The organism is Ochrobactrum sp. PL_is483 (assembly GCF_055816855.1).
In genome coordinates, this window is sequence record NZ_JBVPGS010000031.1 from 140265 (window position 1) to 160088 (window position 19824).

The 19824-nt window shown below is 59.8% G+C and carries 19 protein-coding genes; 13 read left to right on the forward strand and 6 right to left on the reverse strand.

The features are described from left to right. Positions 1 to 49: 49 nt before the first annotated feature. Positions 50 to 1978, forward strand: a complete 1929-nt coding sequence (locus AC0TNJ_RS08190) for an ABC transporter transmembrane domain-containing protein (RefSeq protein ID WP_473770802.1) — start codon at positions 50 to 52, stop codon at positions 1976 to 1978. 30 nt (positions 1979 to 2008) lie between these two features. Here the strand turns inward: AC0TNJ_RS08190 and AC0TNJ_RS08195 are convergent, their stop codons facing one another. The 6 genes from AC0TNJ_RS08195 to AC0TNJ_RS08220 all read right to left on the reverse strand — a co-directional run bounded on the left by AC0TNJ_RS08195 (position 2009) and on the right by AC0TNJ_RS08220 (position 7703). Beyond that, positions 2009 to 3040 carry a peptidoglycan -binding protein gene (locus AC0TNJ_RS08195; protein WP_122000331.1) on the reverse strand — a complete coding sequence of 344 codons (1032 nt, stop codon included), beginning with the start codon at positions 3038 to 3040 and terminating at the stop codon, positions 2009 to 2011. A gap of 6 nt (positions 3041 to 3046) precedes the next feature. Beyond that, on the reverse strand, positions 3047 to 4084 hold the full coding sequence (locus AC0TNJ_RS08200) for a MotA/TolQ/ExbB proton channel family protein (protein WP_122000332.1): 1038 nt from the start codon (positions 4082 to 4084) through the stop codon (positions 3047 to 3049). A gap of 157 nt (positions 4085 to 4241) precedes the next feature. Further along, entirely contained in the window at positions 4242 to 5033 is a 792-nt protein-coding gene (locus tag AC0TNJ_RS08205) for an inositol monophosphatase family protein (protein WP_122000333.1), read from the reverse strand. A 192-nt stretch (positions 5034 to 5225) separates the two neighbouring features. After that, positions 5226 to 5786: an elongation factor P gene (gene efp, locus AC0TNJ_RS08210; RefSeq protein ID WP_122000334.1), complete on the reverse strand. Its 561-nt coding sequence runs from the start codon at positions 5784 to 5786 to the stop codon at positions 5226 to 5228. A 188-nt stretch (positions 5787 to 5974) separates the two neighbouring features. Next, a complete protein-coding gene (locus tag AC0TNJ_RS08215; protein WP_473770835.1) occupies positions 5975 to 7009 on the reverse strand; it encodes a tetratricopeptide repeat protein in 1035 nt (344 codons plus the stop codon). Positions 7010 to 7037: 28 nt separating this feature from the next. Continuing rightward, complete coding sequence (locus AC0TNJ_RS08220; RefSeq protein ID WP_122000335.1) at positions 7038 to 7703, reverse strand: thiamine phosphate synthase; 666 nt, start codon at positions 7701 to 7703, stop codon at positions 7038 to 7040. Between the two features lie 415 nt (positions 7704 to 8118). Here AC0TNJ_RS08220 and AC0TNJ_RS08225 point away from each other — a divergent pair, with 415 nt between their 5' ends. From AC0TNJ_RS08225 to ybgF, 12 genes are all read left to right on the forward strand, one after another. Continuing rightward, entirely contained in the window at positions 8119 to 9315 is a 1197-nt protein-coding gene (locus AC0TNJ_RS08225) for an OpgC family protein (RefSeq protein ID WP_473770836.1), read from the forward strand. Between the two features lie 493 nt (positions 9316 to 9808). Beyond that, complete coding sequence (gene rcdA, locus AC0TNJ_RS08230) at positions 9809 to 10315, forward strand: protease adaptor protein RcdA (RefSeq protein ID WP_121983412.1); 507 nt, start codon at positions 9809 to 9811, stop codon at positions 10313 to 10315. Positions 10316 to 10406: 91 nt separating this feature from the next. Further along, positions 10407 to 10925, forward strand: coding sequence for a crossover junction endodeoxyribonuclease RuvC (gene ruvC, locus AC0TNJ_RS08235; protein WP_010661380.1), 519 nt, complete (start codon positions 10407 to 10409; stop codon positions 10923 to 10925). 6 nt (positions 10926 to 10931) lie between these two features. Further along, positions 10932 to 11549: a Holliday junction branch migration protein RuvA gene (gene ruvA, locus AC0TNJ_RS08240; protein WP_121986129.1), complete on the forward strand. Its 618-nt coding sequence runs from the start codon at positions 10932 to 10934 to the stop codon at positions 11547 to 11549. A gap of 55 nt (positions 11550 to 11604) precedes the next feature. Further along, positions 11605 to 12645 (forward strand): Holliday junction branch migration DNA helicase RuvB, encoded by a 1041-nt coding sequence (ruvB, locus tag AC0TNJ_RS08245; RefSeq protein WP_411505937.1) that lies wholly within the window; start codon positions 11605 to 11607, stop codon positions 12643 to 12645. Next, entirely contained in the window at positions 12642 to 13091 is a 450-nt protein-coding gene (locus AC0TNJ_RS08250; RefSeq protein ID WP_122000337.1) for a YbgC/FadM family acyl-CoA thioesterase, read from the forward strand. Before ruvB ends, AC0TNJ_RS08250 begins: the two co-directional genes overlap by 4 nt. Positions 13092 to 13423: 332 nt before the next feature. Then, a complete protein-coding gene (gene tolQ, locus AC0TNJ_RS08255; protein ID WP_121983322.1) occupies positions 13424 to 14134 on the forward strand; it encodes a protein TolQ in 711 nt (236 codons plus the stop codon). A 46-nt stretch (positions 14135 to 14180) separates the two neighbouring features. Next, positions 14181 to 14633 (forward strand): protein TolR, encoded by a 453-nt coding sequence (tolR, locus tag AC0TNJ_RS08260; protein WP_006467713.1) that lies wholly within the window; start codon positions 14181 to 14183, stop codon positions 14631 to 14633. Positions 14634 to 14640: 7 nt separating this feature from the next. Then, on the forward strand, positions 14641 to 15711 hold the full coding sequence (locus tag AC0TNJ_RS08265; RefSeq protein WP_122000338.1) for a hypothetical protein: 1071 nt from the start codon (positions 14641 to 14643) through the stop codon (positions 15709 to 15711). Positions 15712 to 15769: 58 nt separating this feature from the next. Further along, the gene (tolB, locus tag AC0TNJ_RS08270) at positions 15770 to 17101 is read left to right on the forward strand and encodes a Tol-Pal system beta propeller repeat protein TolB (protein WP_122000339.1); all 1332 of its coding nucleotides are present in this window, start codon (positions 15770 to 15772) and stop codon (positions 17099 to 17101) included. 369 nt (positions 17102 to 17470) lie between these two features. Then, on the forward strand, positions 17471 to 17980 hold the full coding sequence (gene pal, locus AC0TNJ_RS08275) for a peptidoglycan-associated lipoprotein Pal (protein WP_122000341.1): 510 nt from the start codon (positions 17471 to 17473) through the stop codon (positions 17978 to 17980). 293 nt (positions 17981 to 18273) lie between these two features. Then, positions 18274 to 19752 carry a tol-pal system protein YbgF gene (gene ybgF / locus AC0TNJ_RS08280; RefSeq protein WP_473770803.1) on the forward strand — a complete coding sequence of 493 codons (1479 nt, stop codon included), beginning with the start codon at positions 18274 to 18276 and terminating at the stop codon, positions 19750 to 19752. Positions 19753 to 19824: the final 72 nt, after the last annotated feature.

Consider the following 19824-nt stretch of genomic DNA (forward strand, 5'->3'; position numbering starts at 1 on the left):
GGGGTGAAAAGCGCAGCCTTGACTATCGAAACTGCGGCACTTTCGCCCAATGGCAGATATGAAGACCCATTACCTATCGGCAACGGCTTCCAAAAGGGTTGGCGAGCCTATACATCAGGCGCACGGCAATAACAAGGGCGCAAACACAAGAATGGCCGACCGGGATACTGAAATTGATATGAATCACGAATTGACTGCAGAAGAAAATCGCAAACGCCGCTCGCTGAAGCCGCTCAAGAGAATGGCGCCCTTCCTCGCGCCTTACAAGGTACTGGTTGCCGGTGCGCTCTTTTCGCTGGTGCTGGCTGCGGTGACGACCCTTGCCGTGCCGGTCGCGCTGCGGCGCATGATCGACCATGGATTTACCGGCTCGAATGCGATCTTCGTCAACAATTACTTCGGCATGCTGGTGGCGCTGGCGCTCATTCTCGCACTGGCGTCGGGCCTGCGTTACTTCTTCGTGATCTCGCTTGGCGAGCGGGTGGTGGCAGACCTGCGCAATGCGGTCTTTTCGCATGTGACGGCGCTTTCGCCGGAATTTTTCGACCGCTCGCAGTCGGGAGAAATCGTGTCGCGCCTCTCCTCCGACACGGTGCAGATCAAGTCCGTGGTTGGCGCTACGGCATCCGTGGCGCTGCGCAACATGATTCTGGGCGTCGGCGCGCTGGCGATGATGGTTGTCACGAGCCCAAAACTTTCCGCGCTGGTTATCGCGGCGATCCCGGTCATCGTTGTTCCCCTGATCGCCTTCGGACGCTCCGTGCGGCGGCGCTCGCGCATGACACAGGACATGCTGGCGAGGGCCAATGCCTATGCCAGCGAACAGATTGGCGCGATGCGCACCTTGCAGGCTTTCACCAACGAGAAGATGGTGGTAGGGCGGTTCGGCAGCGCGGTGGAAAAATCTTTCCAGGCGGCGCGCTCTTCCATTCAGGCGCGTGCCATTCTGACGGCTTTCGCCATTTTCCTGATCTTTTCCAGTATCGTGGCCGTGCTGTGGTTCGGTTCGCGTGACGTGCTGGCCGGTACGATGTCCGCCGGCACGCTCGGCCAGTTCGTGCTTTATGCCGTGTTCGCGGGCAGCTCCTTCGGGGCTTTGTCGGAAGTGGGCGGTGAACTGGCGCAGGCCGCAGGCGCGACGGAGCGGCTTGTCGAGATTCTTGACGAGCAGCCGGGTATTGCCGCGCCTTTGAAGCCGGTTGCCATACCGGTGCCGCCGCGCGGCGAGATCGTGTTCGATTCCGTGCACTTCTCCTATCCGACGCGGCCTGACGCGCCGTCGCTGAACGGTGTCAGCTTCACGGTGAAACCGGGTGAGACGGTTGCCATTGTCGGTCCGTCCGGTGCAGGCAAAAGCACGATCTTCTCGCTCGTCATGCGCTATTACGACCCGCAGTCGGGCGAGATACGGCTCGATGGCGTGACCTTGCCGGATGCCGATCCGCAGGCCGTTCGCGGGCGGATTGCAACCGTGCCGCAGGACGTGGCGATCTTTGCAACAAGCGTGCGCGAAAACATCGCCTTCGGCAGGCCGGGAGCGAGCGATGAGGAAATCGTCGCGGCGGCAAAGGCCGCCCTGGCGCATGATTTCATCATGGCGCTCGACAAGGGTTATGATACGGAAGTGGGCGAACGCGGCGTGACGCTTTCAGGCGGCCAGCGCCAACGTATCGCCATTGCGCGGGCAATCCTGCGTGCGGCGCCCATCCTGTTGCTCGATGAAGCTACATCGGCGCTCGATGCCGAAAGCGAAATGCTGGTGCAAAAGGCCCTCGACGGTCTGATGGCTGACCGTACGACGCTTGTCGTCGCGCATCGCCTTGCGACCGTGCTCAAGGCCGACCGCATCCTCGTGCTCGACCATGGCCGCATCGTCGAAGAGGGGACGCATCAAAGCCTTGTCGAGAAGGGCGGTATTTATGCCCGTCTCGCCAGGCTGCAATTCGATGCGGGCGCGGGAGCCTTTGCCCTGAAATGACGGGAAAGGCTTTGCCTTCCCGTTCTCATCCTATCGTTCGGTCAGTTTCAGCTCGATGCGGCGGTTTTTGGCGCGGGCATCCGGCGTGTCGGAGGCGTCGAGCGGCTGATATTCCCCGAAGCCCGCGGCAACGAGCCGGTTGGCCGGGACGCCATTTGCAATCAGGAACTTGACCACTGCGGTGGCGCGGGCCGACGAAAGCTCCCAGTTGTCGCGGAAGCGTCCCGTGCCTGCCAGCGGCACGTTATCCGTGTGGCCGTCGACACGCAGCACCCAGTTGATGTCGTCGGGTATTTCCTGATTGAGCTGGTTGACCGCATCGGCGAGTTTCTTCATCTCATCCTGACCGGCCGGATTGATATCCGCCGAACCTGTCGGGAACAGCACTTCCGACTGGAAGACGAAACGGTCGCCGACGATGCGGATGTTTTCCTTGTCCGACAGGATTTCACGCAGACGCCCGAAAAAGTCCGAGCGATAGCGGTTCAGTTCCTGCACACGCTGCGCCAGAGCAACATTCAGGCGGCGACCTAGATCGGCGATCTTGGCATTCGATTCGCGGTCGCGGCTTTCAGAAGCATTGAGCGCATCTTCAAGCGCCGCGATCTGCCGGCGAAGCGCCGAAATCTGCTGGTTGAGCAATTCCACCTGGCTGAGCGCGCGAGCGCTGACCTGCTTTTCGGCATCAAGACTTTCGGACAGTTCACCGGCGCGCTTTTCAGCGGCGGCACCCGCTCCGCTACCTTCGTTCAAAAGGCTTTGCAGGCGCGAGCGCTCGCTTTCGGCAGTGGAAAGCGACGCTTGCAGATTGGCGATGGTGTCCTGCATGTCCTGCGAATTGCTGCGCTCCAGCGACAGGAGCTGCGTCAGTTCCTGTATCTGGCTGTTGAGGCGCGCAAGAACGCTGTCCTTGTTGTTCACTTCCCGGCTGAGCAGAAATTGCGCCAGCACGAAGACGGTCAGCAGGAACATGATTGCCAGGAGCAGCGTCGTCAGCGCGTCAACGAAGCCCGGCCAGTAATCGACATGCCTTTGTGTGCGGCGGTTGCGGGCAAGAGCCATGGCGTCTTACTCCGGCTTGTCGCTGCGATTGTGCTGCCGCTCGCCGATGGCCTTGGTCAGACGGTCGAGCGTATGGCGGATGGCCTTCTGCTCGTCCGCCTGTTTTTCCACCCAGTCGCGCATGATCTGCTGTTCGTTGCGCATGTTCTTGACGAGGCCCTGTATGCCTTCGGCGAGATTGGCAAGAGCTGCAGTGGTGCGCTGGGTGGATGCATCGCCGCCATGCAGGTTTTGCAGCCGGTCGGCCAGAACGCGGATTTCTTCCGTCCCGCCATGATGATCGCCGGACAGGTCCGAACCAAGGTCGGTGACGGAGGAAAGCCAGTTTTCCAGTTCCGTATAGAAGCGGTTTTGCGCGCGGCCCGCCTGAAGATCGAGGAAGCCGAGGATCAGCGAACCCGAGAGACCGAACAGCGAAGACGAAAATGCCGTGCCCATGCCGGAAAGCGGGGCCTGCAGGCCGGCTTTCAGGGCATCGAGAACGTCGCCGGTGCTGCCAGAGTTGGGGTCGAGGGTCTGGATGGTGCGCCCGATGGAGCCGACGGTTTCCAGAAGCCCCCAGAAGGTGCCGAGGAGGCCCAGAAACACCAGAAGCCCGATCAGATAGCGCGATATATCGCGGCTTTCATCAAGGCGTGTCGCTATGGAATCGAGAATCGAGCGCATGGATGCGGTGGAAAGCGCCATCGACTGGCGGCGGCCGATCAGGGCGCGCATCGGCGCAAGCAGGACGGGCGGTCGCGTGGTGTCGTCGCGGTCGCCCTCGCGGAAAGAATTGACCCAGCGGATTTCAGGCAGAAGCCGCAGCACCTGCCCGAAAGCGAGCAGAATGCCGACCAGCAGAACGCCGAGGATAAGCCCGTTGAGGCCGGGATTGGTGATGAAAAACGTATGGATCTGGCGCATCAGGACCGCAGCCAGAAAGGCGACGATGATGAGGAAGATCACCATGGAGAGAATGACGACACGCGGGCTCGACAGGCGGTAGGGGTCGTAATCGCGTCCCTCATCCAGACGTTCCCGGGAAAGTCTCAAATCGCTCATGCGTTGCGCTCCATGGTCGCGTGTGTGAACAGGAGCCTACTTCATTAATTCGTGAAGCGGAATCGTCTGGAGGGAAAAAATGAAGGCAAAATTGATTCAGGCCTCAAGCGCGCCGCTTTCATGCGACGCGCTGATTTGAAAAGCTCGCAGTCAGTAATCAGATCGGCTTGTTGATCGTCTTGAGCAAGGCTTTCTGAATGATTTCATTGCCTGCAACGATGGTTTTGGTGCCGAAAATATCCTGTCCGCCCTTCTTGTCGGAGACAAAGCCACCGGCTTCGCGGATCATCAGCATGCCCGCGCCGAGATCCCAGGGATGCATGCCGTCTTCCCAGAAACCGTCGAGACGACCGCCTGCGACATAGGCCAGATCGAGCGCGACAGCGCCCATACGGCGAATGCCTGCGGTTTCGGCCATGACGTTGCGCAGTTCGACCAGATAATGGCCGTGATGGCCGCGACCCAGATGCGGGATGCCCGTTCCGATGACGGAATCGACCAGCTTGTTGCGCGATGCGACGCGCAGGCGGCGGTCGTTGAGGAATGCGCCACCACCGCGTTCGGCGGTGTAAAGCTCGTCCATGGCCGGATTGTAGATGACGCCGGCGACGATCTGTCCCTGGCGCTCAAGCGCGATGGAGACCGCGAAGACCGGGATGCCGTGCAGGAAATTCGTGGTGCCGTCGAGCGGATCAACCAGCCAGCGATGCTGTCCGTCCTTGGCTTCAACCTCGCCGGATTCTTCCATCAGGAAGCCATAATCCGGGCGGGCGCGGCTCAATTCCGTGTAGACGATCTTTTCAGCGCGGCGGTCTGCCTGGCTGACATAGTCGCCTGGGCCCTTGAGGGAAACCTGAAGGTTCTGGACTTCGCCAAAATCGCGGGCGAGGCTGCGGCCGGCCTTCATAGCGGCCTGTACCATAACGTTGAGAAGGGCTGAGCGGGCCATTTCATTGTCCTTGTAAGCACGATCCCGAAGCGTGGATTTGGAGAGGGATCACGCAGTTAGTTAAAAAGAGAGGGCGAACATCCAGCCGCAAACATGGGCGGTGGACGGTCGGGGAATTGAGCGATCTGAGAAAGAACGGTCGCAAGGATGCGACATGCGGCGCCCCGTGGGACGCCGCAGCTATTGCGCGGTTCAGGCGCGGCTGACGTAGGTCAGTTCGTTGGTGTCGACGATCACGCGTTCGCCCGATTCGATGAATGGCGGAACGAGGATGCGGATACCGTTTTCAAGCACAGCCGGCTTGTAGGACGAGGCAGCGGTCTGGCCCTTGACGACCGGATCGGCTTCGGTGATGGCGAGGGTGACCTGATCCGGCAGGCGGATGCCGATCGGCTTTTCTTCGTAAAGTTCGACGGTGACCATCATGCCGTCCTGCAGGAAGGCTGCGCGGTCGCCAACGAAATCCTTGGCCAGCTCAAGCTGTTCGTAGGATTCGGTGTCCATGAAGATCAGCGCTTCGCCCTGTTCGTAGAGGAACGAGAAATCCTTCTGTTCCAGACGAACGCGCTCGACGGTTTCAGCGGCGCGGAAACGTTCGTTGAGCTTGGTGCCGTTGATGAGGTTCTTCAGTTCGACCTGATTATAGGCGCCGCCCTTGCCGGGCTTGACGGCATTGGTCTTGACCGCAACCCACAGGCCGCCAGCATGTTCGATGACATTGCCGGGGCGGATTTCGTTACCATTGATCTTCATGAGCTTGATCCGGAATGAAAATGTGAAACCATGTGCGGTTCGGCGACGACGAAAAGGCAATCTCGAGAGATTGCGCACCTGCCCTATGTTCGAACCGCGATAATCGCGTCTCCAAGACCATAAAACTGCGTCTGACGCAAGCCTGACCACGAAAAGAGAGCGGGTCTGGCCTGATAATTCGCCCAAAATCAGCGGACGCGGAGACTGTTGGCGGTTTCGATTGCCTGCTTGATCTGGTCGTCAGCCAGTCCGTCCATCATGTCGTTGAGGTCCGGCGCGCGAAAACCGGCGCGCTGGGCGACGATATACCAGGCCGCTGCCTTGACCTGATCGCCCTCGGTGCCGATGCCGTCGCGATAGAGGCGGGCGAGCCACGCCTGCGCCATCACCATGCCGCGCTGCGCGCCCAACTGCATCCAGCCGAAACCCTGTTCATAGTTGCGGTCGCCGCCGCGCCCTTCGATCAGCCAGCGGCCAAGGTCGAACTGCGCGGTGTCGTATCCTTGCGCGGCCGCGAGCAGGAGATAGACACGCGCCTTCTTGTCGTCGCGCGGGATAGTGGGGGTGCCATTGGCGTAAATCTGGCTGAGTGCATATTGAGCGTCGGCAAGCTTGGCCTCGGCTGCTTTCTCGAACCAGGGAAAGGCGAGATCGATGCCGGGCTTGCCCGGCGTCTTCACCATCAGCATCTGGCCGTAGTTGAACTGCGCCATGGCGTTGCCGCCCTCGGCAGCCTTCTTCATCAGTTCTTCCGCCTTGACGGGGTCCTTCCTGGCATAGGTGCCCTGAAGCAGAAGGGCGGCATAGCGGAACTGCGCCTCGACAACACCGTTATTGGCCGCTTTCTCATACCATTCCGCCGCCAGTTTCTGATTGGCGGGAATGCCAAGGCCGCGCGCATAAATTTCCGCGACGAGCGCCTGCGATGCCGGGTCGCCTTTTTCAGCCTGCGGCTTGGCCAGATTGAAAGCGGTCAGATAAAGACCACGCTGAAACGCGCCGAAAGCCTCGTCTGCCGGCTTGTCGCCGAAACGGCTCGGATCGATGTGCGGCACCGGTTCCGTGGTTGCCGGTTGCGGCAGCATGACCGGCTTGGACTGTTTGTCGGCCTTCTTGCCCTGCTGGCTGCTTTTCTGACTGTGCGCAGGCTCGTTTGCTGCCGAGGCAGGCAGGACCGGCAGAGCGAATGTCAGAACAGCAGCGAGAAGAATTTCGTTCTTCATGGGCATCGGCAAGACCTTGACGAAGGGATCAGTTTTCAAAGCGCGGCGCTTGTTCATCAAGCAGCCGGTTGGCTTCGGCGACGGCTTTCGCCGGATCTTCCGCATCGAAGACGGCGCGTCCGAGCGCAACGAAATCCGCGCCGGTTTCGGCTGCGGGGATAATGCTTTCCAGCGCACTTCCGGCCTGCGCAATGCAGGGAATTTCCACCATCTGCGCCCACCATTCGGCCAGCGACAGGTTGCGCGGATGGGCGTCCGGCTTGTTGTCCGCACCGATCTTGCCGAAGAACACGTAATCGGGCTGCAATTCGCCGATTTCCATTGCGCCATGACGGTCGCGCAGATTGCCGGTGCCGACAATCATCTTCGGCGTATGCTTTTCTATCGCCTCGGCCAGATCGGCGGCCTTGCCTTCGATATGAATGCCGTCGGCCCCGACGCGGCCTGCGATGCGCGTATCATTGAGGATAAGCGCGGCGGCACCCTTTTCCTGAATGACGGGGATGGCCTTTTCGGCCGCGGCCTGAAAAGTGGCTTCGTCGAGATCGCCGGTGTCGAGAATGACGCTCGCAACGTCGCCGCCCGAGAGCGCAGCCGTCAAAAGCTTTGCGAGCGCCGCGCCGTCGGCAAGCGGGGGCGCAACCAGCACGATGCGGCAGCGGTCTGTTTCAGTCTGGTGAGCGGGCGTGTTCATGAACGAAGCCTAACGGGAAAAACGTGATGGAATTCGGGCAATAGAAGCACTGTGTTTACCGGAAACGGAAGCCGCGCTCTATCTATTTGTTTTGCCGCATTTATGCGACGCAACCGCGCTTCGGCAAGTATTCATTGGCTAAGCACCCTTCGGTCGGCGTCTGTCCGGGCTGGCATAATGTTATCCACTGGAACGAAAGTTGATCGGAACCAACCCGGTTCTGCTCGGATTTAAGCGTATATAACCCGCACTGAGATCGGGGCACTGGTTGGCCCGACAAACGTGTGAAACCGTTCCGGATCACCCGTCCGGAAATGACACGAAGAAGATTGGAAAGCCTTGCAATCCCAAGTGCAGGTGCTTTCCGTCAATGACAGGTAGGCTGGTAATGAATATTGCGACCGCTGGAAAGGCGATGCCCGCACCGACCGTAAAAATGCGCGACACGCGCATTGACGTGTTTCGTGCGCTCGCGCTGCTGACGATCTTCATCAACCATGTGCCCGGCACGATCTACGAGCATCTTACACACAAGAATCTCGGCTTTTCCGATTCGGCAGAAGCCTTCGTGCTGATTTCCGGCATGGCCGTGGCACTGGCCTATGGATCGAAGTTCGCTCCCGGCAGTCGCCTGCTTCTGTCGCTCAAGATGTGGCGCCGCGCCGGTGTGCTTTATACAACGCATATCATGACTACCATGGCGACCATCGCCATTTTCGCCGCCGCCGCAATCTTCCTCAAGCGTTCGGAATTGCTCACGCAGATCAACATCGCTCCGCTGGTCAAGCACCCGGTCGAGGCGCTGTTCGGCATTGTCACCATGGGGCACCAGCTCGGCTATAACAACATTCTGTCCATGTATGCCGTCATGCTGGTCCTGACGCCGATCCTGCTTCTCCTGGCGCGCATCAGCCTGCCGTTGATGCTTGGCGTTTCCGGCACCGTCTGGTTCCTTTCGGGCCTCTATCATGTGGCACCCGTCAATTATCCGACAGAGGGCGTCTGGTTCCTCAATCCGCTGTCGTGGCAGTTCCTGTTCGCGATCGGTATCGCAGGCGTGATGCATGTGCGTCGCGGCGGCGAACTGCCGAAGCATCCGCTGCTGATCGGGCTTGCCGTCGGCTATCTGGTGCTGGCGCTGGCGTGGGTGCGCATCCCGCTGTGGGGCATCGATGCATCGATGGGAATGCCGATGGTCATTACCGGCTTCGACAAGACCTTCCTGTCGGGTCCGCGCCTGCTGCACGTGCTGGCGATTGCCTATCTCATTGCCGTCGTTCCGACGCTGAACAACATCGCCCGCACCGCGCCGGATAATCCGCTCGCCATTCTCGGCAAGCATTCGCTGCCGGTCTTCATTGCCGGTACGCTGCTGGCGATGGTGGCGCAGGTGATGAAGCTCGTGAATCCCGGCGGCCTGCCATATGACACGCTGCTGATTGCAACCGGCATCGTGATGCAGTTTGCGCTGGCCTATTATCTGGAATGGCTGCCGACCATCGGCTGGAGCAAAAAGGGTGCGCCTGCTTCGGCAAAGCCCGCCGTGCCCGCTGCCGAACCGGTCAAGATGCAGCTTGCATCCGGCACCAAGCCTGCGATGCAGCGTTATTGAGCAGTGATAAGCCGCCCCGTTTCGGGCGGCTTTTCCTTGAGGGGAAGTGCGGTCCCGCGTGAGAATATCCACAGTGCGGAACCGAAATTAACCATTCATTAATCTTAACGGTGTTAAATGGTTTACATCCAGTTCGGCTGGATTCTTACCGAGTGGTTTAGCCACTCTGTTTGACGCCTCCCTGTTAAACTCCTGAGAGCCGCCCTTGCGGCTCTTTTTTTATGCGCTTTTTGCCGCGTCTTCATAAAAACCCTTCGAAAATATTAACCGAACGTTAAACATAAACTTGCGCGACCGTGCATGAAGGTGCAGTTTGTCGTGGACTTGTTTAGCGTAGCTGTTCCGTCTCAGCCTCCCCCATGGTCGAACAGCGGTTCAATGGTTTCATTCGTATCCGTCTGGAAAATCCCACAGGCGTATACGGCAACGGAATGGGCCGCCGATGCAGGCGGTCATGCAAGGTGGCAGAGCAGTGATTAGCGAACAGGGTCAGATGCCGAGCAATATGATCAGCCTCGCGGAGCGCATGGTCTTCTCGGATTCGTTCAAGCCGATCTATACGCAAGGCATGGATATGGTCGAGGAAGCGGCAAGCTATCTTGACGGCGAGGGCCGCGAGGATGCGCGCAACCTGTCGCGCGTGGCCGCGACGCTTTATGCCGCCGAATCGATGCGGCTGACCACGCGCCTCATGCAGATTGCCTCCTGGCTGCTGCTTCAGCGCGCGGCGCGCAGCGGAGAAATGTCCCGCCAGCAGGTTGCCGCCGAAAAGGCCAAGGTGCGCCTCGACACGCCGTCGGCAGGTGAGGCCGCGCAGGGCTGGTCCGAGCTGCCCGCCGCATTCGTGGAACTGGTTGAGCGGTCCATGCGCCTGCAGGCCCGCGTGCGCCGCATGGACCGTGAGGTCTACGGCGAGGTGGTTTCGTTGCAAGGCGTCCCACGCGGCAACCCGGTTTCCGAGCAGATTGTGTTGTTAAAAACCGCTTTCGGCGCTTCATAACCATTGAACATATGCGCCCTTCGGGGCGCATGTTTCTCTTTTGTTCACTTTTCTGCTGTCAAGTGAATCCGTCTGAGGATAGGGTTCGCTTATGAAAGAAACGATTCGCATCATTGGTATCGATCCGGGCCTGCGCCGTACCGGCTGGGGCATTGTCGAATCGCTTGGCAATTCGCTGCATTTCATCGGTTCGGGGACCGTGACCTCGAATGCCGAGATGGACCTCGCATCCCGCCTCTGCCAGCTTCATGAAGGGCTTTCCAAAGTCCTGCATGAATATATGCCGCACGAGGCGGCGGTCGAGCATACCTTCGTCAACAAGGACGCAACGGCGACATTGAAGCTTGGTCAGGCGCGCGGCATTGCGCTGCTGGCCCCGGCGCAGGCCGGACTGCCGGTTGCCGAATATGCGCCGAATGCCGTCAAGAAGGCGGTGATCGGCGTCGGCCACGGTGAGAAGCAGCAGATTCATATGATGGTGAAAGTGCTGATGCCGCGCGCATCCTTCGATACGAGCGATGCCGCCGATGCGCTTGCCATCGCCATTTGCCATGCGCATCACCGGCAGAGCATCGCCAGTGCGCGCCGGTTGCAACAACTTATCGCGTAGGTGGCCATGATCGGTAAACTTAAGGGTGTGATCGATGAAATCGCCGAGGATCATGCGGTCATCGACGTGCATGGCGTCGGTTATGTCGCTTTTTGCTCGGCGCGCACGCTGGGCAATCTGGGTGGCGCAGGCGAGGCGGCGGTGTTGTTCATCGAAACCTATGTCCGCGAGGACATGATCCGCCTTTACGGGTTTGCCAGTCAGCTTGAGCGTGAATGGTTCCGCCTGTTGCAGAGCGTGCAGGGCGTCGGTGCGAAAGTGGCGCTTGCCGTGCTTGGCACGCTGTCGCCGTCGGAACTCGCCAATGCGATTGCGCTACGTGACATTGCCATGGTGTCGCGCGCGCCGGGCGTCGGCAAGAAAGTGGCGGAGCGCATCGTTACGGAATTGAAGAACAAGGCTCCTGCCTTCGCCGGTGATGCGAGCGGCACGATCGGGCTCAAGCAGGAACTTGGTGCAGGGGCAGCACCGGCGCCGGTGGCTGACGCGGTATCTGCGCTTTCCAATCTTGGTTATTCACGCGATCAGGCTGCCAATGCGGTTGCCGCTGCGCTGAAAGAGGCGGGCGAGGATGCCGATTCGGCAAAGCTCATCCGGTTGGGTTTGAAGGAACTTTCCCGATGATGGACTGCCGGGCGAGAGACTTGCCTGAACGATATGTTCATGCGAGGAGGAAGGCATGAGCGACCGCAACCCTCTCATTGATGCAGATAGACGCGTAGACGAAGACAATACGCTGCGCCCGCAGACGCTCGACGATTTCGTCGGCCAGGCGGCAGCGCGCGCCAATCTGAAAGTGTTTATCGAAGCGGCCAAGGTGCGCGGCGAGGCGCTGGACCATGTGCTGTTCGTTGGCCCTCCCGGTCTCGGCAAGACGACGCTGGCGCAGATCATGGCCAAGGAACTCGGCGTCAATTTCCGTTCGACGTCCGGCCCGGTCATCGCCAAGGCGGGCGATCTGGCGGCGCTGCTCACCAATCTCGAAGAGCGTGACGTGCTTTTCATCGACGAAATTCATCGGCTGAGCCCGGCAGTTGAAGAAATTCTCTATCCGGCGATGGAGGATTTCCAGCTCGACCTCATCATCGGTGAGGGACCGGCGGCGCGCTCCGTCAAGATCGATCTGGCCAAGTTCACGCTGGTTGCGGCGACGACCCGTCTGGGCCTCCTGACAACGCCGCTGCGTGACCGCTTCGGCATTCCGGTGCGACTCAATTTCTACACGGTCGAGGAACTGGAATATATCGTGCGGCGCGGCGCGCGCATCATGCAGATGGGCATTTCGCCGGACGGCGCGGTGGAAGTTGCCCGCCGTTCACGTGGTACGCCGCGCATTGCCGGACGGCTGTTGCGCCGCGTTCGCGATTTCGCGCTGGTCGCGGGCGCCGATGTCATCGATCGCAAGATCGCCGATGAGGCGCTGTCGCGTCTGGAAGTGGACAATCGCGGGCTGGACCAGCTCGACCGGCGTTATCTCAACATCATCGCGCGCAATTTCGGCGGCGGTCCGGTGGGTATTGAAACAATCGCTGCCGGCCTGTCCGAACCGCGTGACGCGATTGAAGACATTATCGAACCCTATCTGATCCAGCAGGGTTTCCTGCAACGCACGCCGCGTGGCCGGGTGCTCACGGCTGTCGCCTGGCAGCATCTGGGACTGCCTGCGCCCGCTGAAATCATCCAGCAGTCGCAATACGGCCTCTTCATGGAAGACGAATGACCGACAAGCAGCAACAGGCCGTATCCGGCGAACTCAAAGACGGCGCGCATCTTCTTTATGCCCGCATCTATTATGCCGATACGGATTTTTCCGGCTTCGTCTATCACGGCCGCTATCTGGAATTCTATGAGCGTGGACGCACGGACTTCCTGCGCTTGCAGGATGTTCACCATATCGAGCTGGCCGAAGGCGCGCTCGGCGAAGAAATGGTCTGGGTCGTGCGCCGCATGGAGATCGACTATAAATCGCCCGCGAAGATGGACGACCTCATTCTGATCGAAACCCGCGTCAGCGAAATTCGCGGCGCGCGGGTCATCATGGCGCAGAAGATCACCTGCGAGGGCCGCCTGCTTTCGGAAGCGAGGGTTGAAGCCGTCATGATAACCAAGGCAGGTCACCCGCGCCGCATTCCCGATGAATGGCGGGAAGCTTTTACCGGTTCCTGAGCGGTTCCCACTTTTTTAGGATGGATGCAAACGCTAACGCATCTTTAACCATAATATCCCATTAATCACCCTGACGGAATCGGTTGAGAGGCTGGCTTGAAGCGCAGCGCCTTCCTTTCACCAAAATTAACCGTAACAAGCGCCTGATGGATTTAAAGTTGAAATCCGGGATGGCGGTTGCGGTGCGAAGTGTCGGCCGCTCGTCGGGCAGGTACGGCTTCACGTTGAAAAGCTGCGCAAGGTTAGAGTGTCTGTTTTCAGACGCTGGGTAACGGATTTGCGATACCGCCCGGTCAAGTGGCCGGGCGTTTGGATTCGAGGACGGTAGATCGATGGAAAATGTTGCGTTAGCGGCCCCCGCCGCCGATGTTACCCTCTGGGGCCTGTTCATGCAGGCGAACTGGGTCGTCAAGCTGGTTATGCTTGGCCTGTTGTTTGCCTCGATCTGGACCTGGGCTATCATCGTGGACAAGACGATTGCCTACGGACGGGCGCGGCGCGCGATTGATCGCTTCGAGCAGACGTTCTGGTCCGGCCAGTCGCTGGAAGAACTTTATCGCAATCTCGGCGAACGCCGCACCACCGGCATGGCATCCATCTTCATGGCCGCGATGCGCGAGTGGAAGAAGTCATTCGAAAAGGGCGCCCGCTCCCCTATCGGTCTTCAGATGCGTATCGACAAGGCCATGGATGTCGCGCTGGCGCGTGAAAGCGAAAAGCTGGAATCGCGACTGGGCTTTCTGGCGACCATCGGTTCTGCTGCTCCCTTCATCGGCCTGTTCGGCACGGTTGTCGGCATCATGACCTCGTTTCAGGCCATCGCCGCTTCCAAGAATACCAGCCTTGCCGTCGTTGCGCCGGGTATCGCCGAAGCGCTTCTGGCGACGGCCATCGGCCTTCTCGCCGCTATTCCTGCCGTTATCGCCTACAACAAGCTGTCTGCGGATGCGGGCAAGATCGGCGGGCGGCTGGAAGGTTTTGCGGACGAGTTTTCCGCCATACTGTCGCGCCAAATTGATGAGAAGCTGACGCCGCGTAATTAAGCGGCATCAAGCATCGAGTGTAGTTTCAGCCTTCGGGAATCTTGCAATGGGCATGTCGGTCGGAAATCAGGGAATGCAGTCGGGCGGACGCCGCAGGCGCGGCCGCAAGAAGGCGCTCATGAGCGAAATCAACGTGACGCCGTTCGTCGACGTGATGCTCGTTCTCCTCATCATCTTCATGGTTTCCGCGCCGCTTCTGACGGTTGGCGTGCCGATTGACCTGCCCGATACGCAGGCCAAGGCCATGAATGCCGACACGCAGCCGATCACCGTTTCGGTCAACAGCGAGGGCAAGATCTATCTGCAGGAAACCGAAATCCCCATCGAAGAAGTGGTGCCGAAACTCCAGGCCATCGCCAAGACGGGCTATGAGGAGCGCATTTTCGTGCGCGGTGACAAGGCTGCCGATTACGGCACCGTCATGAAAGTCATGGCCCGCATTTCCGCCGCCGGTTTCAAGAATATCGGCCTTGTGACCCTCCAGGAGCAGGATAGCTGACGCCATCATGAAGGCTGGCCTGACATCTTCTGTTGCCTTGCATGCCGTTGCGGTTGCGCTGGCAGTGGTTTCGTTTTCCTCGCCGAAGGCTTTCGACGTGCAGGATTCGGAGTCATTTCCGGTCGATATCGTACCGATCGAGTCGATAACCCAAATCCAGCAGGGCGACAAAAAAGCGCCCATGAAGGAAAAATCCGCGCCGATCCCGACGACGAAGCCGCAAACCGTTCCCGACGCCCAGAATGTCGGCGATCAGGACGTGGACACCACGACGCCCCCGAAGCCCGACCCAAAGGCGAAACCGATTGAGGCGGCTGAGGAGCCGAAGGCGCAGCCGGAACCGGTGAAAAAGCCGGAGCCGAAGCCTGATCCCAAGCCGGAACCGAAGCCCGAGGAAAAGCCGACGCCGGTTCCCGCGACCGAAGTTCAGACCAAACCCGAACCGAAGCAGGAAGTGAAGCCTGATCCGGTCGCCGAGGCCATCGAAAAGCAGGCTGAAGCACCGGATGCCGAGGCGCCGAAGCTGCCGGACAAGGTGCCTGCACCGGAGGCAAAGCCGAAACCGCCGCAGGCGCAGACGGCCAAGACCAACGAGCGCAAGCAGCCGGAAGAAAAGAAGAAGACGCAGAGCGCCTCGCAGACTTCGCAGTCGAAGAATGATGCGATTGCCGATGAGGTTGCAGCCCTTCTCAACAAGCAGAAGGCGTCCGGTGGCGGCGCCAAGCGTTCCACCGATCAGGCATCGCTGGGCGGCAAGAAGAATACCGGCGGCTCCAAGCTCAGCCAGAGCGAAATGGACGCGCTGCGCGGTGCGATTTCGAAGTGCTGGAACGTTCCCGCCGGTGTGGCGGACGCGCCGGGACTGGTCGTGACCGTCAAGATGAAGCTCAACCAGGATGGCTCCATTCAGGGCGTTCCGGAAGTGACATCGGGCGGCGGCGGTGATGGTGTGGGTCGTGCAGCAGCCGAGAGCGCCAAGCGCGCTGTCGCACGCTGCGCACCGTACAATCTGCCAGTCGACAAATATGATTCATGGTCGGAAGTGATCGTCAATTTCGACCCGAGCGAAATGTTCTGACCGGGTTTCCGGTCGCCAACCAAACTTACTTGCCAAGGACAAAGAGGTCCCAGAAGACATGAAAATCGGCATCATCAATACAAAGATCCGGACGGTCTTTTCGGCTTTCGCGTGTATGATTGCCGCAAGCCTTGTCTGCACCATGCCGGCGCGCGCCGTCGTGGAAATCAACATCAACAAGGGTGTGATCGAGCCGCTGCCGATCGCCATCACCGATTTCCTTTCGGCCGACCAGCTTGGGCCGAATATCACCTCGGTCATCGCGGCCGATCTTGAGCGGTCTGGCCTGTTCGCGCCGATCGACAAGGGCGCCTTCATCGAGAAGATTTCCAATCCCGACGCGGCTCCGCGTTTCGAGGACTGGAAGGTCATCAACGCGCAGGCGCTTGTCACGGGCCGCATCACCAAGCAGCCGGATGGCCGTCTCAAGGCCGAGTTCCGCCTGTGGGATACGTTCGGCGGCCAGCAGATGATCGGCCAGCAGTTCTTCACCACGCCGGACAACTGGCGCCGCGTCGCGCACATCATCGCTGACGCCATCTATGAGCGCCTGACCGGTGAAAAGGGCTATTTCGATACGCGCGTCGTTTTCGTTGATGAATCCGGCCCGGCACAGAAGCGCGTGAAGCGTCTGGCCATCATGGATCAGGATGGCGCCAATGTGCGTTACATTTCGGACGGCCGCTCCATTTCGCTGACGCCGCGTTTCTCGCCGAACCGTCAGGAAGTCACCTATATGTCGTATGAAGGCGGCTCGCCGAAAGTGTATCTGCTGCAGCTCGAAACGGGCCAGCGTGAGCTTGTCGGCAACTTCCCCGGCATGACGATTGCCCCGCGCTTCTCGCCGGATGGCCAGAAGGTCGTGATGAGCCTGCTTCAGGACGACGGCAGCGCCAATATCTATTCGATGGACCTGCGCAATCGTTCGACCACCCGCCTGACCAACAGCCAGGCGATCGATACGAGCGCGTCCTATTCGCCGGACGGTTCGCAGATCGTTTTCTCCTCCGACCGGGGCGGGCGTCCGCAGCTTTATGTCATGGGTGCCGATGGCTCCAATCCGCGCCGCATCTCGATGGGCGACGGCAGCTATAACACGCCGGTCTGGTCTCCGCGCGGCGATCTCATCGCCTTCACCAAGCAGTCGCAGGGTCAGTTCTCCATCGGCGTGATGAAGACGGACGGCTCGGGCGAACGCCTCTTGACCTCCGGCTTCCACAATGAAGGTCCGACCTGGGCACCGAACGGCCGCGTTCTGATGTTCTTCCGCAAGGCGGCCGGTGCCGGTGGCCCGAAACTCTTCACCATCGACCTGACCGGCCGCAACGAACGCCAGATCCAGACGCCGAACTTCTCGTCCGACCCGGCATGGTCGCCGCTGCTCGAATAGATTTGCGCAAAGCGTTGCCAAAGTTGAAGGCGCGAAGCTTCGGTTTCGCGCCTTTTTTATGCATGGAGCGGCTCACGTTGAACCGGAATCGGGGAACCGCTTTGTTGTTTTATCGCATTCTCCTCACGTATCGAAGCGGGATCAGAAATCAGTCCAGTGGACTGATTTCCCCGCGCAGGCGCTTCGCAGTTTTGCTGGAAATGCTAAATTTGCCACAATCCTTGCCCGAAAGCCGTGTTTCTGCCGCATTTTGCCGCCAAGGGCTGGGACAGCAGGAATTCATTAACCATACTTCTTGAGCCTGTCTTAACCTCAATATGATTATTGGGGGGTTACGCAGGAACATCAAATCTTAAGGAGCTCCGGCCCATGCGCCGTATCCAGTCGATTGCACGTAGCCCGATCGCTATTGCCCTTTTCATGTCGCTCGCCGTTGCCGGCTGTGCGTCCAAGAAGAACCTTCCGAACAATGCCGGCGATCTTGGCCTCGGTGGTGCAGGCGCGGCAACGCCCGGCTCCGCGCAGGACTTCACCGTCAATGTCGGCGACCGCATCTTCTTCGATCTCGATTCTTCGCTGATCCGCGGCGATGCGCAGCAGACGCTTTCCAAGCAGGCCCAGTGGCTGCAGCGTTATCCGCAGTACTCGATCACGATCGAAGGCCATGCCGACGAACGCGGTACGCGTGAATACAACCTCGCTCTCGGCCAGCGCCGTGCAGCCGCCACCCGCGACTTCCTCGCTTCGCGCGGCGTGCCGACCAACCGCATGCGCACCATCTCCTACGGCAACGAACGCCCGGTCGCAGTCTGCGATGCCGACTCGTGCTGGTCGCAGAACCGCCGCGCCGTCACCGTTCTCAACGGTGCGGGCAGCTAATCTGCGAACACCTGACAGTGTTACGGAAAAGCGGCTTTCGGGCCGCTTTTTTCGTGTTGGGGCGCTTGTTTGGGCGCTTTGACAAACTTTGGCCGAAGTCACCCCTGTCATAGTGAGCGTCAGGATGCCTTCGCTTTTCGCATTTTGCGGCGCAAAACCGCTTCGCACTTTTGCTGGAAATGCTCTAAAAGCGGAGCTGATCGTGCGGCAAACGCATTCAGCGTCTGTTCAGGCGCGGCACTCCATCATCCAGTTCGCATGAACCGGATGGGTGAATTTGCAGGGGCAAAGGAATGAGGAAACCAATGAGGAAAGTGACACTGGCAATTGCCATGCTGCCGCTTTTGGCGAGTGCTCCGGCTCTGGCGGCATCTGTTTCTTCGCAAGGGGAAATTCAGCTCGCGCAGGCAGGTGCTCCCGGCGGGGATCAGTTTTCGCAGCAGGTCTGCAATCTGGCGCATCAAAATGCCCAGTCATATGCACGCATCTTGCAGCTGCGCGACAAGATGCTCAAAATCCAGCGCGACAATGAAGCTCGTTTCCAGGCATTGGAAAAGGGTCGCGGCGGCGCGCAGAAACACGTCAGCGTCGGCTCGACGGCAATTCTCGACGAAGCCATGCGGGATAATGGCAGCGGCGGCGGGCAAGGTGGCGGCTATCAGAGCCCCGGCTTGCAGCAGGAACTGGTGCGCAACCTGACCGGCAAGGTCGAGGATGTGGACGCCCAGATTTCGTTCACCGACAATCAGCTGCAAAAGACGCAGGAAGACAATGAGTTCCGGTTTGAAGAACTGGAAAAGAAGAATGGCGTTACCTCGCCTGCTTCCGGCGGTGGGTCCCAACCCGCGCCCGTTGCGGCATCGCCGGGGGCTGATCTGTGCGCGCAGGGCATGGGCAATCCCGCCGGGATCGCCGAGGCGCTGAGTGCGCGCGCGGAAGCCATGAACTTCCAGATACTCGAAATGCAGGATCAGATGCAGAAGATGCAGGAAGCAAACGAAAACCGCTTCCAGTTTCTGGAAACCGGCAAGCGCGCCGATACGGATGTTCAGCAGGCTGGCGGCGATACGTCGCTGGCCGCTGCCGATCCGGATCAGGGCAACAGCGGAAACCTCGATGGCGGGGTTTCCGAAGGCGCTTCGCAGACGGCGGCCAGCCAGTCTTCTGGCGCCGATTCCATGGCTATTGGTTCGAATGCGCCCGCACAGGGTGGACCGGCACGTGGCGAACCGCCGCAAACGCTGGGCTCCATCCGCTTCGACGCCAATGGCAATGTAATCGGCGAAACACTCGACGCCACGCCGCGCACGGTACAGCCGGGCGCAGCACCGGGAACCGCCGCAGGCGGAACGGCAGCAGGCGATGCGGTTGCATCGCTTCCAACCGACGATAATCCCAATTCGCTCTATCAGGCATCCTATCAATATCTGATGTCGGGCGACTACAAGGCGGCAGAAACCGGCTTTCGCGAGCATGTGAAGCGTTATCCGGCCGATCCGATGACGGCGGAAGCCCGTTTCTGGCTCGGAGAAACCCTTTACGGTCAGGGGCGTTATCCGGAAGCCGCAACGGTTTTCATCGATACGCAACGCGACTATCCCGATTCGAAGCGTGCGCCGGAAAACATGTTCAAGCTCGGCATGACGCTGGAAAAGATGGATAATCGCGATGTTGCCTGCGCCACCTTCAGGCAGATCCCCGAGCGTTACCCCAAGGCGGCGCCCGCCATATTGAAACGCGTTGCCGACGAGCGCAGCCGCGCAAAATGCTAAAGCGGTTCTGCTGAAACACAGGCCTCGAACCGCTCTATCCATTTGTTTTTACGCATTATCCTACGCAAAACC